Consider the following 24,854-nt stretch of genomic DNA (forward strand, 5'->3'; position numbering starts at 1 on the left):
GGGGCCGCGATGGGGCGGCAGTCGGCCGCCCTGTGGATAACTCGGGTCAGCTGGACGCGGCGGCGGGCGCGGCCGACGTCGAGGTGCTCGAACTCGAGCTGGACTCGCTCGACGAGCTCGACTTCTCCGACGACGACGACGACGACGACGAGCTCGACTCCGAGCTGCTGCTCTTGCCGTTCGAGGAGCTCTTGCCGGCCTCGCGGCTGTCGGTGCGATAGAAGCCGCTGCCCTTGAAGACCACTCCCACGTTGCCGAAGAGCTTGCGCAGGCGGCCATTGCACTTGTTGCAGGTGGTCAGCGACGCGTCGCTGAACGCCTGAACTGCGTCGAACCGATCGCCGCATTCAGTGCACGCATAGGAATAGGTAGGCACGAAAACCTCCGAGGTGGTCAAACTTCTTAGCACTCTACCGGCTCAAGTGCTAGAACCGCCAGGTGGCGTATGTCATTCCCGTCTGCCGAGCGCCACGACTCCGGCGCGCGGCGTGAGCGCGTGGGTCATCGGCACGTCGTGCGGTTCGGCCGGTAGCTGGTCGACGAGTTCGTCGTCGCGCACCACCGCGATCAACCGCGCCGCGGGCGAGGTTACCGTCAGCGTCCGGTCGTAGAAACCGGCGCCGCGGCCCAGTCGCACGCCCGCGTGGTCGACGGCGAGCGCAGGCACCAGGACCGTCGCCGCCTCTACTACTGCATCCGGCGGAAGCGTGGGCCCGGTCGGTTCCTTCAGACCGAACCGCGCCGCCACCAGCTCACCCGGGACGTAGACACCCCACAGCAACGGCTGCGGGACGCCGGCGGCGTCGTGCCGTGCGATCGGCAGCAGCACGCGCACACCGTTGCCGTGCAGGGTGTCGAGCAGCTCAGGAGACCCGGGCTCGGAGCCCACCGGCACGTACGCGCACACCGTCTGACCTGCTGTGGCGACCGCCGCGACATGGGTGAGCAGCGCCCGGGCCTCCTCGTCGCGCACCCGCGCGGTCAAGGCACGCCTGCGGGCGATCACCGCGGCGCGCAGCTCGGCCTTTGTCGCGCTCACCGATTCGCTCGCAAAACACCAGACCTCGACCTGTTGAACCTGCCCAATGAGGTTAATGTGTGAGCGATGAGGCCAGAGGTACCGATCCCATACACCGCTGTGGTCCCGGCGGCAGGGCTGGGCACCCGCTTCCTGCCCGCCACCAAGACCGTTCCCAAGGAGTTGCTGCCGGTCGTCGACACCCCCGGCATCGAGCTGGTCGCCGCCGAGGCCGCCGAAGCCGGCGCCGAACGCCTGGTGATCGTCACGTCGGAGGGCAAGGACGGCGTCGTCGCGCACTTCGTCGAGGACCTGGTGCTCGAGGGCACGCTCGAGGCCCGCGGCAAGCAGTCGATGCTCGAGAAGGTCCGGCGCGCGCCCGCGCTGATCAAGGTCGAGTCGGTCGTGCAGGCCCAGCCGCTGGGCCTCGGCCACGCGGTCAGCTGTGTGGAACCCAAGCTCGGACCCGACGAGGACGCAGTGGCGGTGCTGCTGCCCGACGACCTGGTGCTGCCGACCGGTGTGCTCGAGACGATGTCGAAGGTGCGGGCCAAGCGCGGCGGCTCGGTGCTGTGCGCGATCGAGGTGCCGCGCGAGGAGATCAGCGCCTACGGCGTGTTCGACGTCGAGACCGTGCCCGACACCAACAACCCGAATGTGCTGCGGGTCAAGGGAATGTACGAGAAGCCGAAGGCCGAGGACGCGCCGTCGCCGTTCGCCGCGGCCGGCCGCTACGTCCTCGACCGGGCCATCTTCGATGCGCTCAAGCGGGTTCCGCGCGGCGCGGGCGGGGAGATCCAGCTGACCGATGCGGTCGCGCTGTTGATCAACGAGGGCCATCCCGTGCACGTGGTTGTGCACCGCGGATCTCGACACGACCTCGGAAATCCCGGCGGCTACCTCAAGGCTGCGGTTGACTTTGCGTTGAAGCGCGATGACTACGGGCCGGAACTCCGGCGGTGGTTGGTGGAGCGACTGGGGCTGATCGACTGCTGATCCCGCGCAGGCAACCCACGACGGCCCTGACGCGGAGATAGGGGCACGGTGCGTTCGGTCGAGGAACAGCAGGCACGAGTTGCGGCTGCGGCGGTGGCGCCGCGTCCGGTGCGAGTGGCGATCGCCGAGGCGCAGGGACTGATGTGCGCCGAGGAAGTGGTCACCGAGCGTCCGCTGCCCGGTTTCGACCAGGCCGCGATCGACGGTTACGCCGTGCGCAGCGTCGACGTGCTCGGCGTTGGCGACGACGGGGACGGCGAGGAGTCCGGCGAGCGCGAGGTCAGCCTTCCGGTGATGGGCGTGATCGAGGCGGGTGCCCGCACGCCGAGCCGGCTGCAGCCGCGCCAGGCCGCCCGCGTGCAGACCGGTGCGCCGATGCCGACGCTGGCCGATGCGGTGCTGCCGCTGCGCTGGACCGACGGCGGCGACGCCCGCGTGACGGTGCTGCGCGGCGTGCGGTCGGGCGCCTATGTCCGGCGCACCGGCGACGACGTGCAGCCCGGAGACGTCGCGGTGCGGGCGGGCACGATCATCGGCCCCGCGCAGGTCGGCCTGCTCGCCGCGGTCGGCAGGGAGCGGGTGCTGGTGCATCCGCGGCCGCGGCTGTCGGTGATGTGTGTGGGCGGCGAGCTGGTCGACATCTCCCGCACCCCGGGCAACGGGCAGGTCTACGACGTCAACTCCTATGCGCTGGCCGCCGCGGGCCGCGATGCCGGCGCCGAGGTGAACCGGGTCGGCATCGTCGACACCGATCCCAAACAGCTGCGCGAGGTCGTCGAGGGCCAGATCAACCGCGCCGAGGTGGTGGTGATCGCCGGCGCGGTCGGCGGTGCGGCGGCCGAAGCGGTGCGCTCGGTGCTGGCCGAGCTGGGGGAGATGGAGGTGACCCGCATCGCGATGCACCCCGGTTCGGTGCAGGGGTTCGGCCAGCTCGGCCGCGACGGTGTGCCCGTGTTCCTGCTGCCCGCCAACCCGGTCAGCGCGCTGGTGGTGTTCGAGGTGATGGTCCGTCCGCTGATCCGGCTGTCGCTGGGCAAGCGTCAGGCGCACCGGCGGATCGTGCAGGCCCGCACGCTGTCGCCGATCGAGTCGGTCGCCGGTCGGCGCGGTTATCTGCGGGGTCAGCTGATGCGCGACCAGGACACCGGCGAGTACCTCGTGCAGGCGCTCGGCGGCGGGCCGGGTGCGTCGTCGCACCTGCTGGCCACCCTGGCCGAGGCGAACTGTCTGGTCGTCGTGCCCAGCGAGGCCGAGCAGATCCGCACCGGCGAGATCGTCGACGTGGCGTTCCTGGCGCAGCGCGGTTGACCCCGACCGGCGTGTCGACATGAGCTTTCTGCGGTCCAGCGCCCTGCACCCGGGCTGGCCGCAACCGGCCGGTCCGCTGCGGGTGGCCGCGGGCGTGGTGCGGCTGCGGCCGGTGCGGCTGCGCGACGGCGCCCAGTGGAGCCGCATCCGCCTCGCCGAGCGTGCGCACCTGGAGCCGTGGGAGCCGGCCACGGGTGTCGACTGGGAGACCCGGCACGCGATCACGTCGTGGCCGGCGGTGTGCTCGGGGCTGCGTTCGGAGGCGCGCAAGGGGCGGATGCTGCCGTACGTCATCGAGGTCGACGGTGATTTCGCCGGACAGCTGACGATCGGCAACATCACCCACGGCGCGCTGCGCTCGGCATGGATCGGATACTGGGTTTCCAAGGCGCTCAACGGAGGTGGCGTCGCGACGGCCGCGTTGGCGCTCGGCGTCGACCACTGTTTCGGGCCCGTCGCGCTGCATCGCGTCGAGGCGACCGTGCGGCCCGAGAACGCGGCGAGCCGGGCGGTGCTCGGCAAGGTCGGCTTCCGCGAGGAGGGATTGCTGCGCCGGTACCTCGAGGTCGACGGCGCCTGGCGCGATCACCTGCTGGTGGCCATCACCGTCGAGGAACTGGTCGGTTCGGCGGCGGCGGCGCTGGTGCGGCAGGGCCGGGCCAACTGGACGTGACGCGGGGGAGCAACGCGCCGGTCGCGTGGTGTCGCTGAGTTCTACTGGAGGGTCGTTCGCGGAGCAAAATCACTGCCCTGGTGTAGAAATCGGCGCACCCGACGGGTCGGCGTTGTTACCAATGTGACATTTGTGACTGTTGGTGCTTGTCTGCTGTGAATTACAGGTGTGTAATTGTCTCGGCGCGCCGCCCACGGATGCGCAGGTCACAGACCTAGCCTTATCGGGGAAAGGAGCAGGCGACATGCCAAGCATCCCCCAATCCCTTCTGTGGATTTCTCTCGTCGTCCTCTGGCTCTTCGTGCTCGTGCCGATGCTGATCAGCAAGCGCGACTCCGTGCGGCGCACCAGCGACGTGGCACTGGCGACGCGGGTGCTCAACAGCGGGCGCAACGCGCGGCTGCGCAAACGGCACGGCCCCGCCGCGGGCCACGCCCACGATCCGGATTGGCGGCCATCCGAAGACGACTTCGACGACCACCTCGACGAGGAGGTTGCGGACGAGCCGGTGGGCCGGTCGGTCGTGCGCGCCGCCGCGGTCGAGGTCGAGCCCGAACCCGACTATCTCGACGTCGACGTGGTGGCGGAGGACGCGGAGGCACTGCCGGTGGGCGCCTCGGCGGCTGAAAGTGACGAGCTGACACTGCAATTCGACGAGGAGCCGGTCGAGGACGTCCCCGTCGAAGAGGAACCTGTGAAGGAGGCGCCGGAGCCGGTCGCCGAGGCGGACCCGGAGCCGGAGGACGAACTCGACGACGAGTACGAGTACGTCGACGACTCGTCGGGCCTGGAGGCGCCGTCGGAGGAGGCCGATGCGCCCGTGGCCGATTCGCTGTCGGCTGCGCGCCGGCGCCGCTACGAGTCGAAGACGGCGGCCGCGGTCAGCGAGCGCAAATACAAGTTCCGCAAGCGCATGCTGACGGCGATGGGGGTGCTGCTGGTCGGTTCGGCCGCCGCGGCGTTCACGGTGATGCCCGGGATGTGGTGGGCGTGCGGTGCGGTCGGCGCGGTGACGGTGCTCTACCTGGCCTATCTGCGCAGGCAGACGCGAATCGAGGAGCGGTTGCGGCGGCGCCGCGCACAGCGGATCGCGCGGTCGCGGCTGGGTGTGGAGAACACCGACGACCGCGAGTTCGACGTGGTGCCGGCGCGGCTGCGGCGGCCGGGCTCGGTGGTCCTGGAGATCGACGACGAGGACCCGATCTTCGAGCATCTGGACTACGCACCGTTCGCGCGGCATTTCGATCTGCCGCGGGCCGCGGGTCAGTAGGCCTCGATTTTCGGCCGCCGTCCGGTGACTGGTAGCCTGCTACCGGTATCAGGGGCTATGGCGCAGTTGGTAGCGCGACTCGTTCGCATCGAGTAGGTCAGGGGTTCGATTCCCCTTAGCTCCACAGAAATTGCTCGGCCGCCAGAATGTGTGCGGGGCGCCGCGCCGGCTGGCTTAAAATTCATCTCATGGCAGCGACTCTGCGCGTTGACCCGTCGAAGCTGCGGGAAGTGGCCGCCACCCAGACCGAGGTCGGGTCGTTCGTATCAAGCATGGGCACAGGGACTCAGCTCGCCACCGCCGCCGCGGCAGTGACCGAGCTGCAGAGTGCCGCGGCATGCCAACTGGCCGCCGAGGTGCTCGACAAGACCGCTGCCGTCGTCGGCAAGGAGCTGGCCACGCACGCCGAGCGGCTGACCTCTGCCGCCGAGCGCTACACATCGACCGACCAGGCGCTGGCCCAACGGCTGCGGAGCATCGCCGAGTGACCCTGACCGCAGGATGACCACATGCCGGTGACGATCCCTCAGGTCGAAGCGTCACGACCCGAGGGACTGACCCAGGCCGCCGCCGAACTGTCCCGGCAGGCGACCGGACTCAACAACCAGATCACCACCCAGCAGGCCGCGCTGGAGAACCTCAGACAGGGCTGGAGCGGCACCGCCTCCGCCCAGGCGCTCGCGAAAGCCACCCCCACGCTCGACCAGATGCGCCGCCTGCACGAAACCCTGACCAACCTGCAGTCGACCCTGCAGAGCGGCGGGGCGACCTTGACCGCGAACCGCACCAGCGTCCTGCAGACCGTCACCCAACTGCAGCAGCAGGGCTGGCAGGTCGGCCCCGACGGCAGTGTGTCGGTGAAGCCTGGCAGTCCGCTCGACCAGTACGCCCGAGCGAGCCCGGTCAACGCGATGCGCGTCGATCAACTGGCCGCGACGAACAGCCTCACCATGAAGACCGCGCTGGCGAATTTCGACACCGCCGACCGCCAGCTCAGCCAAGGCGTGCGCAGCACCGTCGCCGGGTTGTCCGACACCACGATGCGGTCCTGGGGGCCCGGCGGGCCGTTGCCGCAGGCGCCGCCGAAGGAATCCGGTCCGAAGATCCCGGACACCAAGGACCCGGTCGAGGTCAAGAACTGGTGGAACTCGCTGTCAAAAGAGGAGCGCGACAGGCTCATTCGCGAACAGCCGGAAAAGATCGGCAACCTCAACGGCGTTCCCGTCGAACCGCGCAGCCGGGCCAACAAGGCCGTCATGCAACGCGACATCGACCGCGTCGAGCAGCGCGCGGCGGTCACCGGAGCCACCGTCGACCAGGTCAAGGCCAACCCGGACAAGTTCGGCCTCACCGGCACCGACATCACCCGCTACAACAACGCCGTACAGGTCAAGCGTGGCCTCGAGACCAACAGTAAGAACACCGGCGGAACCGAAACCTTCTTGTACGTCTACGAACCCGAGGCGTTCGACGGGCAGGGCCGCGCCGCCGTCGCCATCGGCAACCCCGACAACGCCGACAACACCGCTGTCGTCGTGCCCGGCACCGGCAACAGCGTCACGTCCGGCTGGCTGAGCAATCCGGACGCCGCGAACGTCTACAACGAGACCGCGGCCGCCAACCGCGGCGCCACGACGTCGGTGGTCGCATGGATGGGCTACAACGCGCCCGACAGCCTGTTCGACCCGCAGGTGGCGCAGGTCGGTAACGCCCGCGAAGGCGGCAACCTGCTGGCCAACGACATCAACACGCTCGAGCTGACCAACCGCGGCGACTCGCACGTCACGGTGATGGGGCACTCCTACGGGTCGACGACGGTCGCCGACGCCTGCGCCGGTTACGGACTGCGCGCCGACGACGTGGTTCTGGTCGGATCGCCCGGCACGGATCTGGCCGAGACCGCCGCCGACTTCAACCTGCCGCCCGGCGGTCAGGTGTACGTCGGGTCGGCCTCCACCGATCCGATCACGCACCTCGGCGGGGACACCCAGGCCCACGTCCCGGGCACCGGTGTCACCGTCGGATTGGGTTCTGACCCCGCGACGACCGACTTCGGCGGCACCCGCTTCAAAGCTGAGGTCGCTGGCGTCGACTGGCCGTGGAAGGACCACAGCGGCTATTACGTCACGGGCAGCGAATCGCTGTTCAGCATCGGCGAGATCGCCGCGGGCAACGGCGACCGGCTCGACGACCTCGGCATGACGGCCGGCGAACGTCACACCATCGACATCCCGATTCCCGGGCTGCCCGACGTGGAGATCGACCCCGAGACCTACCGCCCCGCCACCCGTGACCACCACCACTGACAGATTGGACGCCAACGATGCGCAACCCCGGCACCCGCATGTTGCCGAAGGTGACCGTCGCCGCCGCGCTGTGCGCGTCGCTGATGACAGGATGTGACTCGATGACAACGCAGAACGGTCCCGGCGACGATGCGCTGACCCCCGAGCAGTCCAAGGCCCAGGTCGTCGACAGCGCACGCGAAGTCGTGCAGAGCCTCCAATTGCCGGTGACGCGAGCGCTTTTCCGGCACGAGTCGTGCAACGACCAGCAGGAGCCGCCGTTCCGCGGCAACGTCAGCGTCTGGCTGCCGCTGGCCGCCGACTTCCAGGAGTCCGACCGCGAAGTGGCGCAGTGGGTGGAGCGCCTGAAGTCGCAAGGATGGTCCGGCGACACCGAATTCAAGACCCACGGCACCACCGTCGAGAAGAACAACGTCGTCGCGTCGTTCGCCCCGCAGAACGTCAGCACCCCCAACCGGACGGTGACGTTCTACGGCGAGTGCCGCGACTTCACCACCACCAAGGCGACCGCCGGTGAGCCCGAGGACATCTCGCTCGACGGGTGAGATCCGCTCAGCCCGTGGTCGCGATCCCGCCGTCGACAGGAATCACCGCCCCGGTGAGGTAGGACCCCGCGCGGCTGGCCAGGTAGACCGCGATGCCCGCCATGTCGTCGTCGCGGCCGATGCGGCGCAGAGGTGCCGCCGCGGCGATCTGCTCGCCGTACGCGTCGAGCGTCGCCGCCATCATCTTCGACTGAAACGGGCCTGGCGCAACGGCATTGACGGTGATGTGCTGCGGCCCGAGCTCGCGGGCGAGGACACGGGTGAGGTGGTGGACGGCGGCCTTGCTGCTGCTGTAGGAGTACGTCGGCAACTGCGGGGCGCGGAGCCCGTCGATGCTGCCGACGTTGATGATCCGGGCCGGGTCGTCGGCGGTGCCTGCGGCGCGCAGGGCCGGCAGCAGCGCCTGCACCATCCAGAACGGCGCCTTCACGTTGAGGTCGAGCACCTTGTCCCACGCCGAATCGGGGAAGCTCTCCAGCGGCTCGCCCCACGTCGCGCCGGCGTTGTTGACCAGGATGTGCAGCGGTTCGCCGCCGGCGGTGAGGTCCTCGGCGAGTCGGAGGCACTCGTCATGGCGGGACAGGTCGGCGGGCACCGCCCGGACGTCGCCGTACTTCGACAACTGTTCCTCGGCCTGCGCGCACCCATCGGGTTTGCGTGAGCTGATCACCACGCGCGCGCCGGCCTGCAGCAATCCCCGCGCCATCATCGCCCCGATGCCCCGGGTGCCGCCCGTGACGAGGGCCCGCTTGCCGGTGAGGTCGAAAAGCTCTGTGTGCGTGCTGAACTGATCTTCGCTCATCGGCAAGCGCCTCCGTCGTGGTCCGTGACGGCCGTCGCCGCCCGGATAGAGACTAGAAGATCAACCCGTTCGCCTGGGTGGTCGCGGCCGCATAGCGGTTCTGCACGTCCTCCCAGTTGACGACGTTCCAGAACGCCTTGACGTAATCGGCTTTGACGTTCTTGTACTGCAGGTAGTACGCGTGCTCCCACATGTCGACCTGCAGGAGCGGGATGATGCCCAGCGGGACGTTGCCCTGCTGGTCGAACAGCTGGAAGGTCAGCAGCCGCTGGCCCAGCGTGTCGTAACCCAGCACGGCCCAGCCCGAGCCCTGCAGCCCGTTGGCAGCAGCGGCGAACTGGCTCTGGAACCGGTCGAACGAACCGAACTGGTCGTCGATCGCGGCCGCGAGGTCACCGGTCGGCTTGTCCCCACCGTTCGGTGAGAGGTTCTTCCACCAGATCGAGTGGTTGACGTGGCCACCGAGGTGGAACGCCAGGTTCTTCTCGTTGAGGAAGATCGCGGAGTGGTCGCCGGACGCCCTGGCCTCTTCGAGCTTGGCGATCGCGTCGTTGACGCCCTTCACGTAGGTGGCGTGGTGCTTGCTGTGGTGGATCTCGTTGATCTGCCCCGAGATGTGCGGCTCCAGCGCGCCGTAGTCGTAGTCGAGGTCGGGCAGCGTGTACTCGGCCATGAATGTCCTTTCCGTTGGGGTCCTCGTGCGGTTCGACGCTGTGTACCCGCGACCACGCGGAATCCACGTCGCGCGGCCAAGGGTAGGCCCGCAATTTGTCATCTGTCCACCTGTTCAGATGTTGTGATAGCGTCGGTCCCGCGGGCGGTCGTGGACCGCATCGATGCAGCACATCTCTGTGGGGTACCTGTCGTCCCGGCGGGCCGCTTCACCACGGCCGGCCCGCGCCCATCAGAGGGGCCGCGCGGGAGGGTTGCGACCGTTGCTGAGATTGCGCTGAGAAACGCTTTGCGCAGACTGCGCCCGCCGCTGACCCGTCGCGCGGACTGCGCCGAATTCGCCGTTTTAGTGTCTAATGGCCCCGAATTTCTTTACATTCTCGAATTCGCCCAGACTTCATTTGCCATTTCTGCACGAGGTGTTGCAAGAACGCGGCGAATGGGCACGTCGCCCGCCATTACGTGTGGGATCGGGCGCTGAATGGCGGGATAGCTAACCTGAGAAACTCCTGAGCACGCGCATTTCGGTCGAAGTGGCCCGAGATTTCCGGCCGAACGTCGAGGCAACGCTGGTGCGCGACCAGTGCAGACGCGTCGGACCCAGAGGGCCGTGATCGTGATCTCACGCAAGATCGATCTTTGCGGATTCACGTGAGAACGGCTCAAACAGCATGAAGAAGCAACTTTTCACTTCGGCAGCAACTTTGCTCAAACGACGTCTCGGGGCCCGATCCGGAGCGGATTAGCGAATCCACCTGGAATTTCCCAATTCTGGGAACGCACTGGTAGATTGGCCGCCGTGGCGGCATCGAACCACTCCTCGCAAACATCACGAGGCGCTGACCTCGATGTAAACCGATGGTGTGACGCCGACGCGGCCCGGCATGCGGGGTGCGTCGCGGCCGCCGCGGCCGGCTCGGCAAACAGGGGGATGGTTGCGGAGCGCGGAGACCGGTTCGGTACGCGCCGTTCGTGGCCGGGTGGACGCAAAGGTGGACAACATTTGTTGTCGATTTTTCGCATTTGTAACGTTCACCTGCACACGTCCCGATATCGCGATCGGGCGGCCACGGTCGTGGTTTCTCAGAGTTGAGACGACGGGTCACTTACCCCCTATCCTAATTCGAACGCACAACCTGAGCGGAAGCTGAGAAGAGGTTTTTCTACGTGGGCGAAACGCGTGCAATTCCCGTCGCTGTGATCGGGATGTCATGCCGACTTCCTGGCGGTATCGAGTCGCCGGAACAGCTTTGGGACGCCCTCCTGAAGGGTGACGACTTCGTCACCGAGATTCCGCGCGGCCGGTGGGATGCCGAGGAGTACTACGACCCCGAACCGGGCGTGCCCGGTCGTTCGGTGTCCAAGTGGGGTGCGTTCCTCGACGACGCCTCCGCCTTCGATCATGGGTTCTTCGGCATCACCGAGCGCGAGGCCACCGCGATCGACCCGCAGCACCGGGTGTTGCTGGAGACCGCGTGGGAGGCCGTCGAGCACTCCGGGATGAACCCGTCGAGCCTCGCCGGCTCCAAGACCGGCGTCTTCATGGGCCTGACCCACAACGACTACACCTACCTCGCGGCCGACACCAGGGCGCTGGAGGGCCCGTACGGGTTCACCGGGACGAGCTTCAGCCTCGCGTCCGGTCGCATCTCCTACGCCCTCAACGTGCACGGGCCCGCGGTCACCGTGGACACCGCCTGCTCGTCGGGCTTGAGCGCCATCCACATGGCCTGCCGGAGCCTGCACGAGGGCGAGAGCGATCTCGCGCTGGCCGGCGGCGTCTCGGTCCTGCTCGAGCCGCGCAAGGCCGCGGGTGGTTCGGCGGCCGGCATGCTCTCGCCGACGGGACGCTGCCACGCGTTCGACGTCGACGCCGACGGGTTCGTCTCCGCCGAGGGCTGCGCGGTGCTGATGCTTAAGCGCCTCGACGAGGCGGTCGCCGACGGTGACCGCATCCTCGCGGTGATCCGCGGCACCGCGTCCAACCAGGACGGCCGCACGGTCAACATCGCCACGCCGTCGTCGGACGCCCAGATCGCGGTCTACCGGGCCGCGCTGGAGAACGCGGGCGTCGAGCCCCAGACCGTCGGGCTCGTCGAGGCCCACGGCACCGGCACCCCGGTCGGCGATCCGCTGGAGTACGCCAGCGTGGCCGCGGTGTACGGCACCGACAGCCCGTGCGCGCTCGGCTCGGTCAAGACCAATTTCGGCCACACCCAGTCGGCGGCGGGCGCGCTCGGGGTGATGAAGGCCGTGCTCGCGGTACAGCACGGTGTCGTCCCCAAGAACCTGCACTTCAACCAGCTGCCCGACGAGATGGCCAAGATCGAGACCGGGCTGTTCGTGCCCGAGTCGAACACCACGTGGCCCAACACCGGCGCGCATCCGCGCCGGGCGACCGTGTCCGCCTACGGCCTGTCGGGCACCAACGTCCACGCCGTCGTCGAGCAGGCGCCCGAACCGCAGCGCGAACCCGTGACGCCGGCCGCCGAGGGCCCGCTGATGTTTCCGCTGTCGTCGACCTCGGCGGAGGAACTGCGCCGGACCGCAGGCCGGATGGCCGACTGGCTGGCGCAGAGCGGTGACGGCAACGGCCGCGGTCCTGCCATCAACCTGGCCGACCTCGCGTACACCCTGACCCGCAGGCGCGGCCACCGGTCGGTGCGCACCGCGGTGATCGCCGGTGGGCGCGACGAACTGATCACCGAGTTCCGGGCGGTCGCCGAGGGCGACACCCCGTTCCAGCCGGCCGTTGCGCAAGACGACCGCGGACCGGTGTGGGTGTTCTCCGGCCAGGGTTCGCAGTGGGCCGGGATGGGTGCGGAGTTGCTGACCCGCGAACCGGTGTTCGCCGCGACGATCGCCGAACTCGAGCCGCTGATCGCCCGGGAGTCGAACTTCTCGGTGACACAGGCGATGTCGGCGCCGGAGACGGTCACCGGCATCGACCGCGTGCAGCCGACCGTGTTCGCCGTGCAGGTCGCGCTCGCCGCGACGATGCGGTCCTACGGGGTGACGCCGGGTGCGGTGATCGGGCACTCGATGGGCGAGGTGGCGGCCTCCGTCGTCGCCGGCGCGCTGAGCCTCGACGACGCGGTGAAGGTGATCTGCCGGCGGTCGCGCCTGATGGCGCGCATCGCGGGCTCCGGCGCGATGGCATCGGTGGAACTGCCTGCCTCACAGGTGATTTCCGAACTCGCCGCGCGTGGGGTCACCGACGTCTCGCTGGCCGTGGTGGCCTCCCCGCAGTCGACCGTCGTCGGCGGTGCCACGCAGTCGGTGCGTGATCTGGTCGCCGCCTGGGAGCAGCGCGACGTGATGGCCCGTGAGGTGGCCGTCGACGTGGCGTCGCACTCGCCGCAAGTCGACCCGATCCTCGACGACCTGGCCGACGCGCTGGAGGATCTCGATCCGCGCGAGCCCGAAATCCCCTACTACTCGGCGACGCTGTACGACCCGCGCGACATCGCCGACTACGACGCGGACTACTGGGTGGACAACCTGCGTCACACGGTGCGCTTCGCTGCCGCGGTGCAGGCCGCCCTGGAGGACGGGCACCGCGTCTTCGCCGAACTGTCCCCGCATCCGCTGCTGACGCACGCCGTCGAGCAGACCGCCCGCAGCCTCGACGTGCCGTCGGCGGTGCTGGCGGGGATGCGCCGCGGCCAGGAGCTTCCGCACGGATTGCTGCCGCTGACCGCCGACCTGCACAGTGTCGGTGCGGCCGTTGACTTCTCGGTCCGACACCCGTCGGGCCAGCTGATCACCGCGCCGCTGCCGACGTGGACGCACACGTCGCTGCTGCTCGACCAGGACAGCGCGGACGTGCCGTCCCGTGGCGCGCACACGATCGCGGTGCACCCGCTTCTCGGTTCGCATGTCGTGCTGCCCGAGGAGCCCGAGCGCCACCAGTGGCAGGGCGAGGTCGGAACCGAGGCGCAGCCGTGGCTGGCCGACCACCAGGTGCACGAGGTTGCGGTGCTGCCCGGCGCGGCGTACTGCGAGATGGCGCTCGCCGCGGCCCGTGAGGTGCTCGGTGAGGCGGCCGAGGTTCGTGACGTGTCCTTCGAGCGGATGCTGCTGCTCGACGAGGAGACGCCGATCTCCGCTTCCACGACAACGGTTTCGCCGGGTCACGTCGAGTTCACGGTGGAGACCTACGAGGCCGGTGAGCGCACCCGGCGCGCGGCCGCGACACTCAACGCCGCCGGCGACGACGCGGCGGCGCCGGTGTCCTACGACATCGAGGCGCTGCGCGCCGCGCACACCAACGGCGTCGAGGGCGAAGAGCTGCGCTCGGCGTTCGGCAGCGTCGGCATCAAGCACGGCGCCGCGTTCGCGGGCCTGGCCACCGCCTACACCGGGGAGGGGGACACCGTGCTGGCGGCGACCGCTCTGCCCGGTCCGCTGCGGTCGCAGCAGGCCGGCTACGGCGTGCACCCGGCACTGCTGGACGCGTGCTTCCAGTCGGTGGTGGCCCACCCGGATGTGCAGAGCGCGGCCGCGGGCGGCGGAATGTTGTTGCCGCTCGGGGTTTCCCGGCTGCGTGCGTTCGGCTCGGCCCGCAACGCGCACTGGTGCTACAGCCGGATCGTCAGCGCTGACGCCGACGGCGTGGTGGCCGACCTCGAGGTGCTCGACGAGCACGGCACGGTGGTGCTCAGCGTCACCGGGCTGAAACTCGGTGCGGGCACCTCCGAGCAGGCTCAGGCCGACCGCAAGCTCAACGAGCGGCTGCTGACCATCGAATGGCAGCAGCAGGAACTGCCAGAGGCCGATCCCGACGACGCCGGAACGTGGGTGCTGATCAACATTAGCGGCAACGGCAATGCGCTGGCCGCCGATCTCGCCGACGCGCTCAAGTCGGCAGGGGCCGACTGCACCACGATGGCGTGGGCGCCGAACTCCGATCACGAAGCCAACGCCGAATCGCTTGCCTCGTACCTGGAGTCGCAGCTCGTCACCGGCGTGGTGGTGCTGCCCGGTGCGGCGCAGGGTGTCGACGCCGCGGCCGGACAGCGCGGTGTCGAATGCGTGCGGCACGTGGTGCGGATCGCCCGCGAGCTGCCCGAGATCGCCGGCGAGCCGCCGCGGCTGTACGTGGTGGCCCGCAATGCGCAACAGGTGGTCGCCGACGATGTGCCGAACGTCGAGCACGCCGGCCTGCGCGGGCTGATGCGCGCGCTGGGCATGGAGTACCCGCGGCTGCGCCCGACGCAGATTGACGTCGACGACGTCACCGACGGCGCTCAGCTCGCCGGCCAACTGCTGGCCGGTTCGGACGAGGACGAAACCGCGTGGCGCGACGGCCGGTGGTACACCGCGCGGTTGTGCCCGGCGCCGCTGCGCGCCGAGGAGCGCAAGACCGCTGACGTCGACGCCGAGCGTGACGGGGTGCGCCTGCAGGTCCGCACACCCGGTGACCTCGAGTCGCTGGAACTCGTTGCCTTCGACCGGACTCCGCCGGGGCCCGGCCAGATCGAGGTGGCGGTCAGCGCGTCGAGCATCAACTTCGTCGACGTCCTCGTCGCCTTCGGTCGCGCGCCGGCCTTCGACGGCCGGCTGCCCGAACTCGGTTCGGAATTCGGCGGTGTCGTCACCGCGGTCGGCCCTGGTGTTACCACGCACCAGGTCGGCGACCGGGTCGGCGGTGTGTCGGCGAACGGCTGCTGGGGTACGTACGTCACCTGCGACGCCAACCTCGCGACCAAGCTGCCCGACGGTTTCGCAGAACACGAGGCCGCCGCGGTCGGCCTGGCCTACGCCACGGTGTGGCTCGGGCTGATCGAGCTCGCCCGCATGGGCAAGGGCGAGAAGGTGCTGATCCACTCCGCGACCGGCGGTGTCGGCCAGGCGGCGATCGCCGTCGCACGGTCCGTGGGCGCCGAGATCTACGCCACCGCGGGCAGTGAAGAGCGCCGACAGTTGTTGCGGGACTGGGGAATCGAGCATGTCTACGATTCGCGCAGCACCGCGTTCGCCGACGAGATCCGACGCGACACCGACGGCTACGGCGTGGACATCGTGCTCAACTCCGTCACCGGCGCCGCCCAGCGGGCCGGCCTGGAGTTGCTGTCCTTCGGCGGCCGGTTCGTCGAGATCGGCAAGCGCGACATCTACGGTGACACCCGGATGGGACTGTTCCCGTTCCGACGCAACCTGTCGTTCTACGCCGTCGACCTGGCGTTGATGACGGTCACGCATCCGGACAAGGTGCGCACGCTGCTCGAGAAGGTGTACCAGCTGACCGCCGACGGCACCCTGCCGCTGCCGGACATCACGCACTTCCCGCTGACCGACGCGGCCACCGCCATCCGCAAGATGGGCGGCGCGCAGCACATCGGCAAGCTGGTGCTGGATGTGCCCAAGACCGGGCTGGGTTCGGCTGTCGTTCCGCCGGAGGAGGTTTCGCCGTTCCGCAGCGACGGTGCCTACCTCGTCACCGGTGGTCTGGGCGGGCTGGGCCTGTTCCTCGCCGAGAAGATGGCCGAGGCCGGTGCGGGTCGCATCGTGCTGACGTCGCGCAGCGAGCTGAGCACCAAGGCCAAGGAGATCGTCGAGCTCATCGCGGCGTCGGGTGCCGACATCGTGGTGGAGTGCGGCGACATCGCGGCGCCGGGCACGGTCGATCGGCTGGTCGCCGCGGCGACCGCGACCGGGCTGCCGTTGCGCGGTGTGCTGCACGCCGCGGCGGTGGTCGAGGACGCCACCCTGCCCAACATCACCGATGACCTCATCGACCGTGACTGGGCGCCGAAGGTGTACGGCGCGTGGAACCTTCACGTCGCGACGGCGTCGCAGCCGCTCGACTGGTTCTGCGCGTTCTCGTCGGCGGCCGCGCTGGTGGGTTCACCGGGACAGGGTGCCTACGCCGCGGCCAACAGCTGGCTCGACGCGTTCATGACGTGGCGGCGGTCCCAGGGCCTGCCGGCCAGCGTCATCGCGTGGGGCGCGTGGGCCGAGATCGGCCGCGGCACAGCGCTGGCCGAGGGCGACGGCGCGATCCTTCCCGACGAGGGCGCGTACGCGTTCGAGGCGCTGCTGAGCCACGACCGCGGGTACACCGGGTACGCACCGATTCTGGGCACCCCGTGGCTCACCGCGTTCGCGCAGCGCAGTCCCTTCGCGTCGGCGTTCAAGTCGGCGGGACAGGGACCGGCCGAGGGCCGGCGACTGCGGGCCGAACTGGCCGCCATGCCGAGGGAGGAATGGCCGACGCACCTGCGGCGGCTGATCTCCGAGCAGGTCGGACTGATCCTGCGCCGGGCGATCGACCCCGACCGTCCGCTCTCGGAGTACGGCCTGGACTCGCTGGGCAATCTCGAACTGCGCACGCGGATCGAGGCCGAGACGGGAATTCGCATCACCTCCATGGGAGTCAGCACGGTCCGAGGCCTTGCCGACCACCTGTGCGAGACGCTCGCCGCCGACGAAGCCGTCCCGGCCGCATCCTGACCATCGCTCCGACACACAAGAGGGGGACAAGTGTTCTCACTTGAAGCCATTCACGACTGGACTGACGCACCGGGTGAGTTCGTGTCGTGGGAGCCGTCATCGGCCAGCGCGGCCAAAGCCGCCGAGGCGCCGGTGTCCGAGGTGCCGGTCAGCTACCAGCAGGCGCAGCATCTGCGTGCCTACCGCGAGCACGTCGCGCGCGGCACGCAGATGGCGCGCCTGACGATTCCGGCCTGGAACATCCAGGGCCGCTGCGACATCCGGCTGATGACGCACGTCATCAACGCCTATCTGCGGCGGCACGACACCTACCGCAGCCGGTTCGAGTTCGTCGGGGACGGTGACGAGGTCGTGCGCCGGACGCTGCGCAGCCCCAAGGACATCAAGTTCGTCGCGACCAACCACGGCGAGACGTCGGCCGAGCGGTGGCGCGAGCACGTGCTGGCCACCCCGTCGCCGCTGCAGTGGGACTGCTTCCGGTTCGGCGTCATCCAGCGTGCCGACCACTTCACGTTCTTCATGAGCGTGGACCATCTGCACGTCGACGCGATGTTCATGGGACTGGCGTTCGTCGAGATCCACATGATGTACGCCGCGCTGGCCGGCGGCGGGGCGCCGATCGCGCTGCCGGAGGCGGGCAGCTACGAGGACTACTGCGTGCGGCAGCGCGAGTTCACCGACTCGCTGACCCCCGAATCACCGCAGGTGCGTGGGTGGTTCGACTTCACCGACCGCAACAAGGGCACGCTGCCGCAGTTCCCGCTGCCGCTGGGGGATCCGTCGGTGCCGTGCGAGGGCGACCTGCTGACCATCGACCTGATGGACGAAAAGCAGTCGGACCGTTTCGAATCGGCATGCACCGACGCGGGCGCACGGTTCATCGGCGGCATCTTCGCGGCGGTCGCCATCGCCGAGAGCGAGTTGACCGGCAACGCGAGCTATCACGTCATCACCCCGACGAGCACGCGCAATACGCAGGCCGAGATGATGACGACGGGCTGGTTCACGGGAACCGTGCCGGTCAGCGTGGACGTCACGCCGACGTCTTTCCGCGCCACCGTCCGCTCGGCGCAGAGCGCGTTCGACTCGGGGTTGCCGCTGGCGTACGTGCCGTTCGACCGCGTGCTGGAACTCGGCGCCGAACACGGTGTGCGCAAGCCCGATCCGGGCGTGCCGATGATCTCGTACATGGATGCCACGCTGGCGCCACTGTCGCCGACGGTCATCGGCGAGTGGGACACGCTCAACGGCAAGATCTACAGCGAGATGGGCGCGGCCCATCAGGTCGGCATGTGGTTCAACCGGTTCTGCAACGGCACCTCGGTGACGCTGGCGTTCCCGAACAACCCGATCGCCCACGAGTCGGTGACCCGCTACGTCGACGCGATGAAGGCCGTGTTCGCCCGCGTTGCTGCCGGCCGCGGCGAGCTGGCGCCGGTCGGCGACCTGGTCGAGCTCGGGATGGCGTGACGTCAGCCGATGACTGAGGGAGCCTTGGACAACCGGCTGTCGTACACCGACCAGCTGTTGTTCCTCGGACAGCGCGCGACCGGTCAGGAACTCGCGATGCAGGCCGTGTGGGTCTACGAGCGGCCGATCGACCTCGACGGCGTGCGCCGCTTCCACGAGAACTTCGGCTACGGGCTCTTCGGTCGGCGCATCGAGCGCTCGCCGCTGCCGTTCGGCAGGCACCGGTGGGTCGCGTCGCCAGGACCGGCGACCGAGCTGGCCATCGCCGAGACCCGGCCGCGGAGCGAGCTCAGCGACTGGGCCGACGAGCGGGTGCAGCTTCCGCTCGACCCCGAGTGGGGCCCGGGCTGGCACGTCGGCGTGCTGCCGATGTCGGATGGCTCGACCGCGGTCAGCCTGGTGCTGTCGCATTGTCTGGCAGACGGATTCGGGGGCCTGCTGACGATTGTCGACGCGCTCAAGGGCAACCTGCGTGACTTCGGCTATCCGCCGCCGCGGTCGCAGACCCGGTTACGGGCGGCCGTGACGGACCTGCGAGCGACCGCCAGGGCCACCCCCGAGGTGGCGCGCACCCTCGCGGCCGCGGCACGGCTGGGGTGGCGGCGCCGCGCCGAGTTCACCCGCCCGCGAGCGACACCGCCGCCGGTGACCGGCGGCGACGAGCGCGTCGTCGCGCCCGCGATCACCATCTACGTCGACCTCGACGCCTGGGACGCCCGCGCCGCCGCGCTTAACGGCAACACCCACTCACTGGCCGCCGGCTTCGCCGCGAAATTCGCTGAGCGCGTGGGCAGGCGGCGCGCCCGCGACGGGATCGTCACGCTGCAGATCCCGATCGCCGACCGGGTCGCCGACGACACCCGCGGCAACGCCGCGTCGATCGCGACCGCGTGCATCGACCCGGCGGGGGTGACCAGCGACCTCGCCGGCGCCCGCGGGGTGATCAAGCAGGCGCTGACGTCCCTGCGCGAAAACCCCGACGAGACACTGCAACTGCTGCCGCTGACACCGTTCGTCCCGAAGCGCGCGGTGCGCGGCGGCTCCGATGTGGTCTTCAACTTCTCCGACCTGCCGGTGTCGTTCTCCAACCTCGGCGACATCGACCCGGTGGTGTCGCGCATCGACGGCTCCGACGCCGACCTCATGATGCTGCGCGGCGTGGACCGCCACGTCAGCAGGCAGTTCCTCGAACGCCGCGGCGGGCTGCTCACCGTGCTGACCGGACGCGTCGCAGGCAAGATGTCGATCACCGTCGTCGCCTACCGGCCCGGCGCCCGAAACACCAAGGCGGAGTTACGCACGCTGGCGGCAGAGGTGCTCGCCGAGTTCGACCTGGACGGCCTGATCGAGTGACCCCCGACCCCACGCTCGACAACCGGTTGGCGTTCATGGACCAGGCCGGCTTCGCGCTGGAACGCGCCACCGGCATCGTCAAGCTGATGCAGATGGTGTGGATCTATGACCGCCCCGTCGACCTGGACGGCGTACGCCGGTTCCACCGCAACTTCGGCTTCGGGCTGCCGGGACGCCGAATCGAGAAGTCGCCGTTGCCGTTCGGCAGGCCCCGCTGGGTGGCGTCGTTGGGGCCGGTCGCCCCGCTCGACATCGCCAAGACGCCGCGTCCCCGCTCCGAGGTCACCGACTGGCTCGACGAACGCGCCGCACTGCCCGTCGACGTCGAGCACGGACCGGGTTGGCACATCGGGGTGCTGCCGCTGACCGACGGCGGCAGCGCGGTCACACTGGTCGGGTCACACTGCCTGGGCGACGGCGTGGCCGCGCTCCTCAGCGTGGTCGAGGCCACCGTCGCCGCACGACGGGACATCGGCTACCCACCGCCGTACTCACGCACCGGATTCCGCGGTGCCCTGACCGATCTGCGCGACACCGTGCGCACGCTGCCGCAGACCGGCCGCACGGTAGCGGCCGCGGCCCGGCTGGGCCTGCGCATGCGCGAGGAACCGACGGCCGAGCAACCGGTGGCGGCTGCCCCCAAGCCGGCGGTGACCGCCGGCGATGAGACCGTCACCATTCCCGCCGTCAACCTGTTCGTCGACCTGGCCGAGTGGGATGCCGCCGCGACATCGCGCAACGGCAACAGTTATTCGCTGCTGGCCGGTGTCGCCGCCAGGCTCGGCGTGCTGATGGGACGTCAGCGCCGCGACGGCACCGTTGGCCTGCTCATCGCGCTCAACGATCGCACCACGCTCGACGACACCCGGGCCCAGGCCATGGTTTTCGCCCAACTCGGCATCGACCCGGCGCCTGTGACCGGCGATCTCACAGAGGCCCGCATCGCGCTGCGCCAGGCGATCAAGAAGGCCCGCGAGGAACCCGACGAGACACTGCAGCTGCTTCCGCTGGTGCCGTTCGTGCCGAGGCGGGTGCTCTCCAAGGTCGCCGACGTCTTCTTCGGCTCCGGTGACGACCTGCCCGTATCGTGTTCGAACCTGGGCGATCTCGAGCCGTTGGCGGGCCGGGTCGACGGCACCGACGCCGACTACGTGATGCTTCGCGGCGTCGACCAGGGTGTGCGGCGGTCGGTCATCGAACGCGCAGGCGGCCAGCTGGTCGTGGTCGCGGGACGGATCAACGGCAAGATCTCGATCTGCGTCGTCGGCTATCAGTGCGGCGCCGAGAACACCAAGAACCGCCTGCGGGAACTGGCCCGGCAGGCGGTCGAGGAGTTCGGTCTGAGCGCCGAAGTGCTCTAGCGGTTTACGGCTTCTTGAGGTTGTACAGGCGGTACACGATGTCGCCGCGCTCCACCTCTTCGTAGAGCGGGCTGCCCTCCGTCACACCGACATCGCGGCCGAGCCGGCGCAGCGGCGGCGGGGCGTGGCGGTTGATCAGATCCTGGTACCGCTTCGAGTTCTTCTCCAGCCCGCGCAGCACCTGCTTGTTGATGTCCTCGCAGGACACCACTTCCAGACCCGACTGCGCCAGGTCGGACTCCCATTTCGCAACGTCATCACGGCCGCGCAGGTCCGCGTACAGGAAGTGCCCGCCGGGCTTGAGCACCCGCACGACCTGGGCCAGGAAGGTCGTGTAGTTCGGATACAGGTGTGCCGCTTCGACATTGATCACCGCGTCGAACGAGGCGTCGGGGAACGGCAGGTTCTCGGCGTCGCCCTCGAGGAACGCCAGCCCCGGCAGCGGGTGCTTGCGCCGGCAGAACGCGATACCGGACGGGTTGAGGTCCAGCCCGGTGTAGGAGGCCGGATTCATCGTCCGCATCACGTAGGACGCCGCGCCGCCGTGTCCGCAGCTGACCTCCAGCACGCGTTTGCCGGCCAGATCCTCCTGCGCCGCAACGCGGTGGTACAGCTGGATGCCGATCCGTTCCGGCTCGTCGGCGGGGTCCAACGGCAGGTTCATCGGCGGATCTTCCTCATAACCCCAGTTGAGGAAGAAGACGTCGTCGTCGCCCAGCCTGCGGGTCATGATGCTGTACCCGTACTTCGCGACGATCTTTCCGAAATGCCGATGCGAGAAGGCCACGGCCTTGGTCAATGTCTCGCGGTAAATGCCCTCAATCATTGCGGACAGTATCTCAGGTCGATTGCTGAATGACTAATCACAGAACCGCGGTCGCGGTGCGGTCATTGATACCGTTTGTTCCGATGGCCGACAACACCCTCGCGTTCATGGACCAGGCGTCCTACCTGTGGGTCCGCGCCAGCGGGCACGTCCACGCGATTCAGCTGACCTGGGTCTATCGCCGCGAGATCGACCTCGACGAGCTCCGGCGGGTGCACGACGGGCTCGCCCACGGACTGATCGGGCGCCGCGTCGAACCCAGCCGGTTCCCCGGCGGCCGGCACCGCTGGGTGGCCAGCCACGACCTGCCCGGCGTCGACATCGAAAAGCCCCGCAGCCGAGACGGTGTCGCCGATTGGTTCGAGGAACGGGCACAGAAACCGGTCGATCCCGAGTTCGGGCCGGTGTGGCACTTCGGCGTGCTTCCGGTGACCGACTACGGCACTGCTGTCACGCTCGTCGCGTCCCACACGGTGATCGACGGCGTGGGGCTGTGCGGTGCGGTCATCGACGCGGTGGAAGGTGTCGAACACGACTTCGGCTACCCGCCGCCCGGCGCGCGCACCCGCAGGCAGGCGCTGCTCGAGGACGCGCGCAGCACCGCGCGCGGGTTGCCGCAGGTCGGTCGCGCGCTCGGCGCCACCGTCACGGTGGCGCTGCACAACAAGCCGAGCTTCTGGCGGGACAAACAGCAGCGCCCCCCGAAACTGGCCAAGGCCGAGCGCAAACGACCGGTGGTGGTCCCCACCGCGACCGTCTACATCGATCTCGCCCAATGGGATTCGCGGGCAGAAGAACTCGGCGGCTCGAGCAACGCCCTGCTCGCGGGCTTCGCCGCCCGGCTCGGCGAGCGGTTCGGCCGCAGCCATCCGAGAACGAATCTGGTGACCCTGAACTACCCGGTCAACGACCGCACCGAGAACGACCTACGCGCCAACGCGCTCAAGGGGATGGATTTCGCGGTCGACCCGGCCGGGGTGACCGAGGACCTCCGCGGGGTGCGGGCCGCGATCAAAGAGGCCCTGGTGTCCGGCGCGAGCAAGTTCGCCGAGCAGGAACGGGTGTTCCCGCTGACCCCGTTCGTGCCGACATCGGTGGTCGCACGGTTGCCGCTGGGCGCCGTCAACGCCGCCGACTCGCCGGTCGGCTGCTCGGCATTCGGCGAGATCGACGCGCGGGTGACGCGGATCGACGGGGCCGAAGCCGACTATTTCACGGTGCGGATGGTCGAGCAGAACCTCACGGCGGACAGCCCCGAGGTGTCCTCGGGTGAGCTGTACATGACCTCCGGGCGGGTCTGCGGGAAGATGTTCATCAGCTTCCGCGCCTATCAGCCCGGTATGGCGAACTCCAAGGAGACGCTGCTGCAGCAGGTTTCACGCACCCTCGACGACTTCGGGCTGACCGCGTTCATCGAATGACCGATCGCGCGGTGCTGTTGCGGACCGCGTCCTCCAGCAGATCGGCCGCCGTCGCCACGCTCTGCGCAGGATCGGTGAGCTGCGCGGACACCGCGCGGGCGTGCTCGGCGCAGCGCGGGCTCAGCACGTTGCGTAGTTCGGCCAGCAGCGCCTCACTGGTCAGCCGCGAGAACCGCAGGCACCCGCCGATTTCCAGGCGCTGCACCTGCTTGCCCCAGAACGGCTGATCGGCGCCCACCCAGATCACCAGCGTCGGTACGCCGGAGCGCACGCTGGCGGCGGTGGTGCCCGCGCCGCCGTGGTGCACGATCGCCCGGCAGCGCGGGAACACCGCCGCGTGGTTGACCGTGCGCACGATCTTCACGTGCTCGGCGCCGGTGAGGTCGACATCCGACAGGTCCCACACGCCCGAGCTGATCAGGGCGCGCTCACCGAGCCGCCCGCACACGTCGATGATCATCTGCACTGCCGCAGCGGGTGATTCGACCGGCATGCTGCCGAATCCGAAGTAGATCGGCGGCGTGCCCGCGGCAATCCAGGAGCTGACCTCGTCGTCGTTGTCGGTCGACAGGCCCAGCGTCATCGAACCGATCAACGGCCGCCGCCCGGACCACTCCTCGGCCAGCCCGGGGAAGAACAGCGGGTCGTAGGCCTGGATCTCCAGGGCGCCCCCTTCGACGATGCGCCGCACCGCCCGCACCTTGGCCTTGGGCAGCCCCAGCTCGCGTCGCTGCGCGTCCTCGGCCTCCTTGAGCGCGCGCCAGTGCACCCACTCGGCGACGGCCCAACCGGACCGCACGATCTTGGGAGGCAGCGGTATCGGCAGCACCTGGCTGTTGGCGCGGGCCGGGAAGTAGTGCAGGGCGGCCAACGGGCTGTCGTAGTGCTCGGCGACATTCGCGGCGACCTCCTGGTAGGTCGTCCCGGTCAGGATCAGGTCGGCGTCCTCGGCCAGCCCGGTCAGCGTCGTGCTCATCTCGGCCCAGCCCTGGGTGATGTACTCGCGCAGCTCCCGCAGGATGGTGGCCGGATTGCGGATTTTCCAGTACTGCCGGAAGACGTTGGCGTCGAGCTGCTCTTGCGAGTCGACCCCGTAGGGCAAAGCCGGTAGACCGGCGGACTCGACGAAGTCGGTCAGGTTGGGCGGTGCGGCGAAGCCGACCTGATGCCCGCGGCGGACCAACTCCAGGCCGACGGCTGCGCACGGCTCGACGTCGCCACGCGTGCCATGAACGGCGATAGCAAATTTCATTGAGAACCTTGTCGTACTGTACGTGGACAAACGCGAACACTGCTGTTATCAGCAAATGTCGCAATGTTTCCCAGTGGTCCGCCGAACAGCGCTGTGCGCGATGGTTTGAGGTGCCATCTGCGCAGA

General features: G+C 69.1%; 18 protein-coding genes and 1 tRNA gene. 13 read left to right on the top strand and 6 right to left on the bottom strand.

Features of this window, described 5'->3' with window-relative positions; translation table 11 throughout:
* Nucleotides 1-46: 46 nt before the first annotated feature.
* Both BLW81_RS12540 and BLW81_RS12545 read right to left on the bottom strand, forming a co-directional pair.
* Complete coding sequence (locus BLW81_RS12540; protein ID WP_083407462.1) at nucleotides 47-376, bottom strand: FmdB family zinc ribbon protein; 330 nt, start codon at nucleotides 374-376, stop codon at nucleotides 47-49.
* 72 nt (nucleotides 377-448) lie between these two features.
* The gene (locus BLW81_RS12545; RefSeq protein ID WP_083407463.1) at nucleotides 449-1,039 is read right to left on the bottom strand and encodes a 5-formyltetrahydrofolate cyclo-ligase; all 591 of its coding nucleotides are present in this window, start codon (nucleotides 1,037-1,039) and stop codon (nucleotides 449-451) included.
* Between the two features lie 66 nt (nucleotides 1,040-1,105).
* Here BLW81_RS12545 and BLW81_RS12550 point away from each other — a divergent pair, with 66 nt between their 5' ends.
* The 8 genes from BLW81_RS12550 (at nucleotide 1,106) to BLW81_RS12585 (ending at nucleotide 8,116) form a co-directional block, all read left to right on the top strand.
* Nucleotides 1,106-2,014, top strand: coding sequence for a UTP--glucose-1-phosphate uridylyltransferase (locus BLW81_RS12550; RefSeq protein WP_083407464.1), 909 nt, complete (start codon nucleotides 1,106-1,108; stop codon nucleotides 2,012-2,014).
* Between the two features lie 48 nt (nucleotides 2,015-2,062).
* Nucleotides 2,063-3,322, top strand: coding sequence for a molybdotransferase-like divisome protein Glp (gene glp, locus BLW81_RS12555; protein ID WP_083407465.1), 1,260 nt, complete (start codon nucleotides 2,063-2,065; stop codon nucleotides 3,320-3,322).
* 19 nt (nucleotides 3,323-3,341) lie between these two features.
* Nucleotides 3,342-3,995: a GNAT family N-acetyltransferase gene (locus BLW81_RS12560; protein ID WP_083407466.1), complete on the top strand. Its 654-nt coding sequence runs from the start codon at nucleotides 3,342-3,344 to the stop codon at nucleotides 3,993-3,995.
* A gap of 244 nt (nucleotides 3,996-4,239) precedes the next feature.
* A complete protein-coding gene (sepX, locus tag BLW81_RS12565) occupies nucleotides 4,240-5,265 on the top strand; it encodes a divisome protein SepX/GlpR (RefSeq protein WP_083407467.1) in 1,026 nt (341 codons plus the stop codon).
* 51 nt (nucleotides 5,266-5,316) lie between these two features.
* Nucleotides 5,317-5,389, top strand: a tRNA-Ala gene (locus BLW81_RS12570).
* A 64-nt stretch (nucleotides 5,390-5,453) separates the two neighbouring features.
* A complete protein-coding gene (locus BLW81_RS12575) occupies nucleotides 5,454-5,753 on the top strand; it encodes a type VII secretion target (RefSeq protein WP_157897678.1) in 300 nt (99 codons plus the stop codon).
* 21 nt (nucleotides 5,754-5,774) lie between these two features.
* On the top strand, nucleotides 5,775-7,571 hold the full coding sequence (locus tag BLW81_RS12580) for an alpha/beta hydrolase (protein ID WP_083407469.1): 1,797 nt from the start codon (nucleotides 5,775-5,777) through the stop codon (nucleotides 7,569-7,571).
* 17 nt (nucleotides 7,572-7,588) lie between these two features.
* Nucleotides 7,589-8,116 (top strand): lipoprotein LppJ family protein, encoded by a 528-nt coding sequence (locus tag BLW81_RS12585; RefSeq protein ID WP_083407470.1) that lies wholly within the window; start codon nucleotides 7,589-7,591, stop codon nucleotides 8,114-8,116.
* Nucleotides 8,117-8,123: 7 nt separating this feature from the next.
* Here the strand turns inward: BLW81_RS12585 and BLW81_RS12590 are convergent, their stop codons facing one another.
* Together BLW81_RS12590 and BLW81_RS12595 are read right to left on the bottom strand one after the other, a co-directional pair.
* Nucleotides 8,124-8,918, bottom strand: coding sequence for an SDR family oxidoreductase (locus BLW81_RS12590; protein ID WP_083407471.1), 795 nt, complete (start codon nucleotides 8,916-8,918; stop codon nucleotides 8,124-8,126).
* A gap of 52 nt (nucleotides 8,919-8,970) precedes the next feature.
* Entirely contained in the window at nucleotides 8,971-9,591 is a 621-nt protein-coding gene (locus BLW81_RS12595) for a superoxide dismutase (RefSeq protein WP_083407472.1), read from the bottom strand.
* A gap of 1,166 nt (nucleotides 9,592-10,757) precedes the next feature.
* Between BLW81_RS12595 and pks2 the strand changes: the two genes are divergently transcribed.
* Genes pks2 through BLW81_RS12615 form a run of 4 tightly spaced genes read left to right on the top strand, consistent with a single transcriptional unit; the run spans nucleotide 10,758 to nucleotide 21,229 of the window.
* The gene (pks2, locus tag BLW81_RS12600; protein ID WP_083407473.1) at nucleotides 10,758-17,045 is read left to right on the top strand and encodes a sulfolipid-1 biosynthesis phthioceranic/hydroxyphthioceranic acid synthase; all 6,288 of its coding nucleotides are present in this window, start codon (nucleotides 10,758-10,760) and stop codon (nucleotides 17,043-17,045) included.
* Nucleotides 17,046-17,075: 30 nt separating this feature from the next.
* Complete coding sequence (locus tag BLW81_RS12605) at nucleotides 17,076-18,515, top strand: condensation domain-containing protein (protein ID WP_083407474.1); 1,440 nt, start codon at nucleotides 17,076-17,078, stop codon at nucleotides 18,513-18,515.
* Nucleotides 18,516-18,524: 9 nt separating this feature from the next.
* Nucleotides 18,525-19,868 carry a WS/DGAT/MGAT family O-acyltransferase gene (locus BLW81_RS12610; RefSeq protein WP_083407475.1) on the top strand — a complete coding sequence of 448 codons (1,344 nt, stop codon included), beginning with the start codon at nucleotides 18,525-18,527 and terminating at the stop codon, nucleotides 19,866-19,868.
* Nucleotides 19,865-21,229, top strand: coding sequence for a condensation domain-containing protein (locus BLW81_RS12615; protein WP_235632248.1), 1,365 nt, complete (start codon nucleotides 19,865-19,867; stop codon nucleotides 21,227-21,229). The genes BLW81_RS12610 and BLW81_RS12615 overlap by 4 nt, the downstream gene beginning before the upstream one ends.
* A gap of 4 nt (nucleotides 21,230-21,233) precedes the next feature.
* Here BLW81_RS12615 and BLW81_RS12620 read toward each other — a convergent pair whose 3' ends face one another.
* A complete protein-coding gene (locus tag BLW81_RS12620; protein ID WP_157897679.1) occupies nucleotides 21,234-22,055 on the bottom strand; it encodes a phthiotriol/phenolphthiotriol dimycocerosates methyltransferase in 822 nt (273 codons plus the stop codon).
* A gap of 83 nt (nucleotides 22,056-22,138) precedes the next feature.
* Here BLW81_RS12620 and BLW81_RS12625 point away from each other — a divergent pair, with 83 nt between their 5' ends.
* A complete protein-coding gene (locus BLW81_RS12625; protein WP_083407476.1) occupies nucleotides 22,139-23,476 on the top strand; it encodes a condensation domain-containing protein in 1,338 nt (445 codons plus the stop codon).
* Here the strand turns inward: BLW81_RS12625 and BLW81_RS12630 are convergent.
* Nucleotides 23,466-24,728, bottom strand: a complete 1,263-nt coding sequence (locus BLW81_RS12630; protein WP_083407477.1) for a glycosyltransferase — start codon at nucleotides 24,726-24,728, stop codon at nucleotides 23,466-23,468. The two genes, BLW81_RS12625 and BLW81_RS12630, sit on opposite strands and share 11 nt — an antisense overlap.
* Nucleotides 24,729-24,854 lie beyond the last annotated feature (126 nt).

The organism is Mycolicibacterium rutilum, assembly GCF_900108565.1.
GTDB lineage: Bacteria > Actinomycetota > Actinomycetes > Mycobacteriales > Mycobacteriaceae > Mycobacterium > Mycobacterium rutilum.

Excerpts from the sequence above, each read along its gene's own strand:
- BLW81_RS12620 (WP_157897679.1), bottom strand. The coding sequence starts at position 22,055 with ATGATTGAGGGCATTTACCGCGAGACATTGACCAAGGCCGTGGCCTTC.
- BLW81_RS12560 (WP_083407466.1), top strand. The coding sequence starts at position 3,342 with ATGAGCTTTCTGCGGTCCAGCGCCCTGCACCCGGGCTGGCCGCAACCG.
- BLW81_RS12625 (WP_083407476.1), top strand. The coding sequence starts at position 22,139 with ATGGCCGACAACACCCTCGCGTTCATGGACCAGGCGTCCTACCTGTGG.
- sepX (WP_083407467.1), top strand. The coding sequence starts at position 4,240 with ATGCCAAGCATCCCCCAATCCCTTCTGTGGATTTCTCTCGTCGTCCTC.
- BLW81_RS12590 (WP_083407471.1), bottom strand. The coding sequence starts at position 8,918 with ATGAGCGAAGATCAGTTCAGCACGCACACAGAGCTTTTCGACCTCACC.
- BLW81_RS12595 (WP_083407472.1), bottom strand. The coding sequence starts at position 9,591 with ATGGCCGAGTACACGCTGCCCGACCTCGACTACGACTACGGCGCGCTG.
- BLW81_RS12550 (WP_083407464.1), top strand. The coding sequence starts at position 1,106 with ATGAGGCCAGAGGTACCGATCCCATACACCGCTGTGGTCCCGGCGGCA.
- BLW81_RS12630 (WP_083407477.1), bottom strand. The coding sequence starts at position 24,728 with ATGAAATTTGCTATCGCCGTTCATGGCACGCGTGGCGACGTCGAGCCG.
- BLW81_RS12580 (WP_083407469.1), top strand. The coding sequence starts at position 5,775 with ATGCCGGTGACGATCCCTCAGGTCGAAGCGTCACGACCCGAGGGACTG.
- BLW81_RS12585 (WP_083407470.1), top strand. The coding sequence starts at position 7,589 with ATGCGCAACCCCGGCACCCGCATGTTGCCGAAGGTGACCGTCGCCGCC.
- BLW81_RS12610 (WP_083407475.1), top strand. The coding sequence starts at position 18,525 with ATGACTGAGGGAGCCTTGGACAACCGGCTGTCGTACACCGACCAGCTG.
- BLW81_RS12575 (WP_157897678.1), top strand. The coding sequence starts at position 5,454 with ATGGCAGCGACTCTGCGCGTTGACCCGTCGAAGCTGCGGGAAGTGGCC.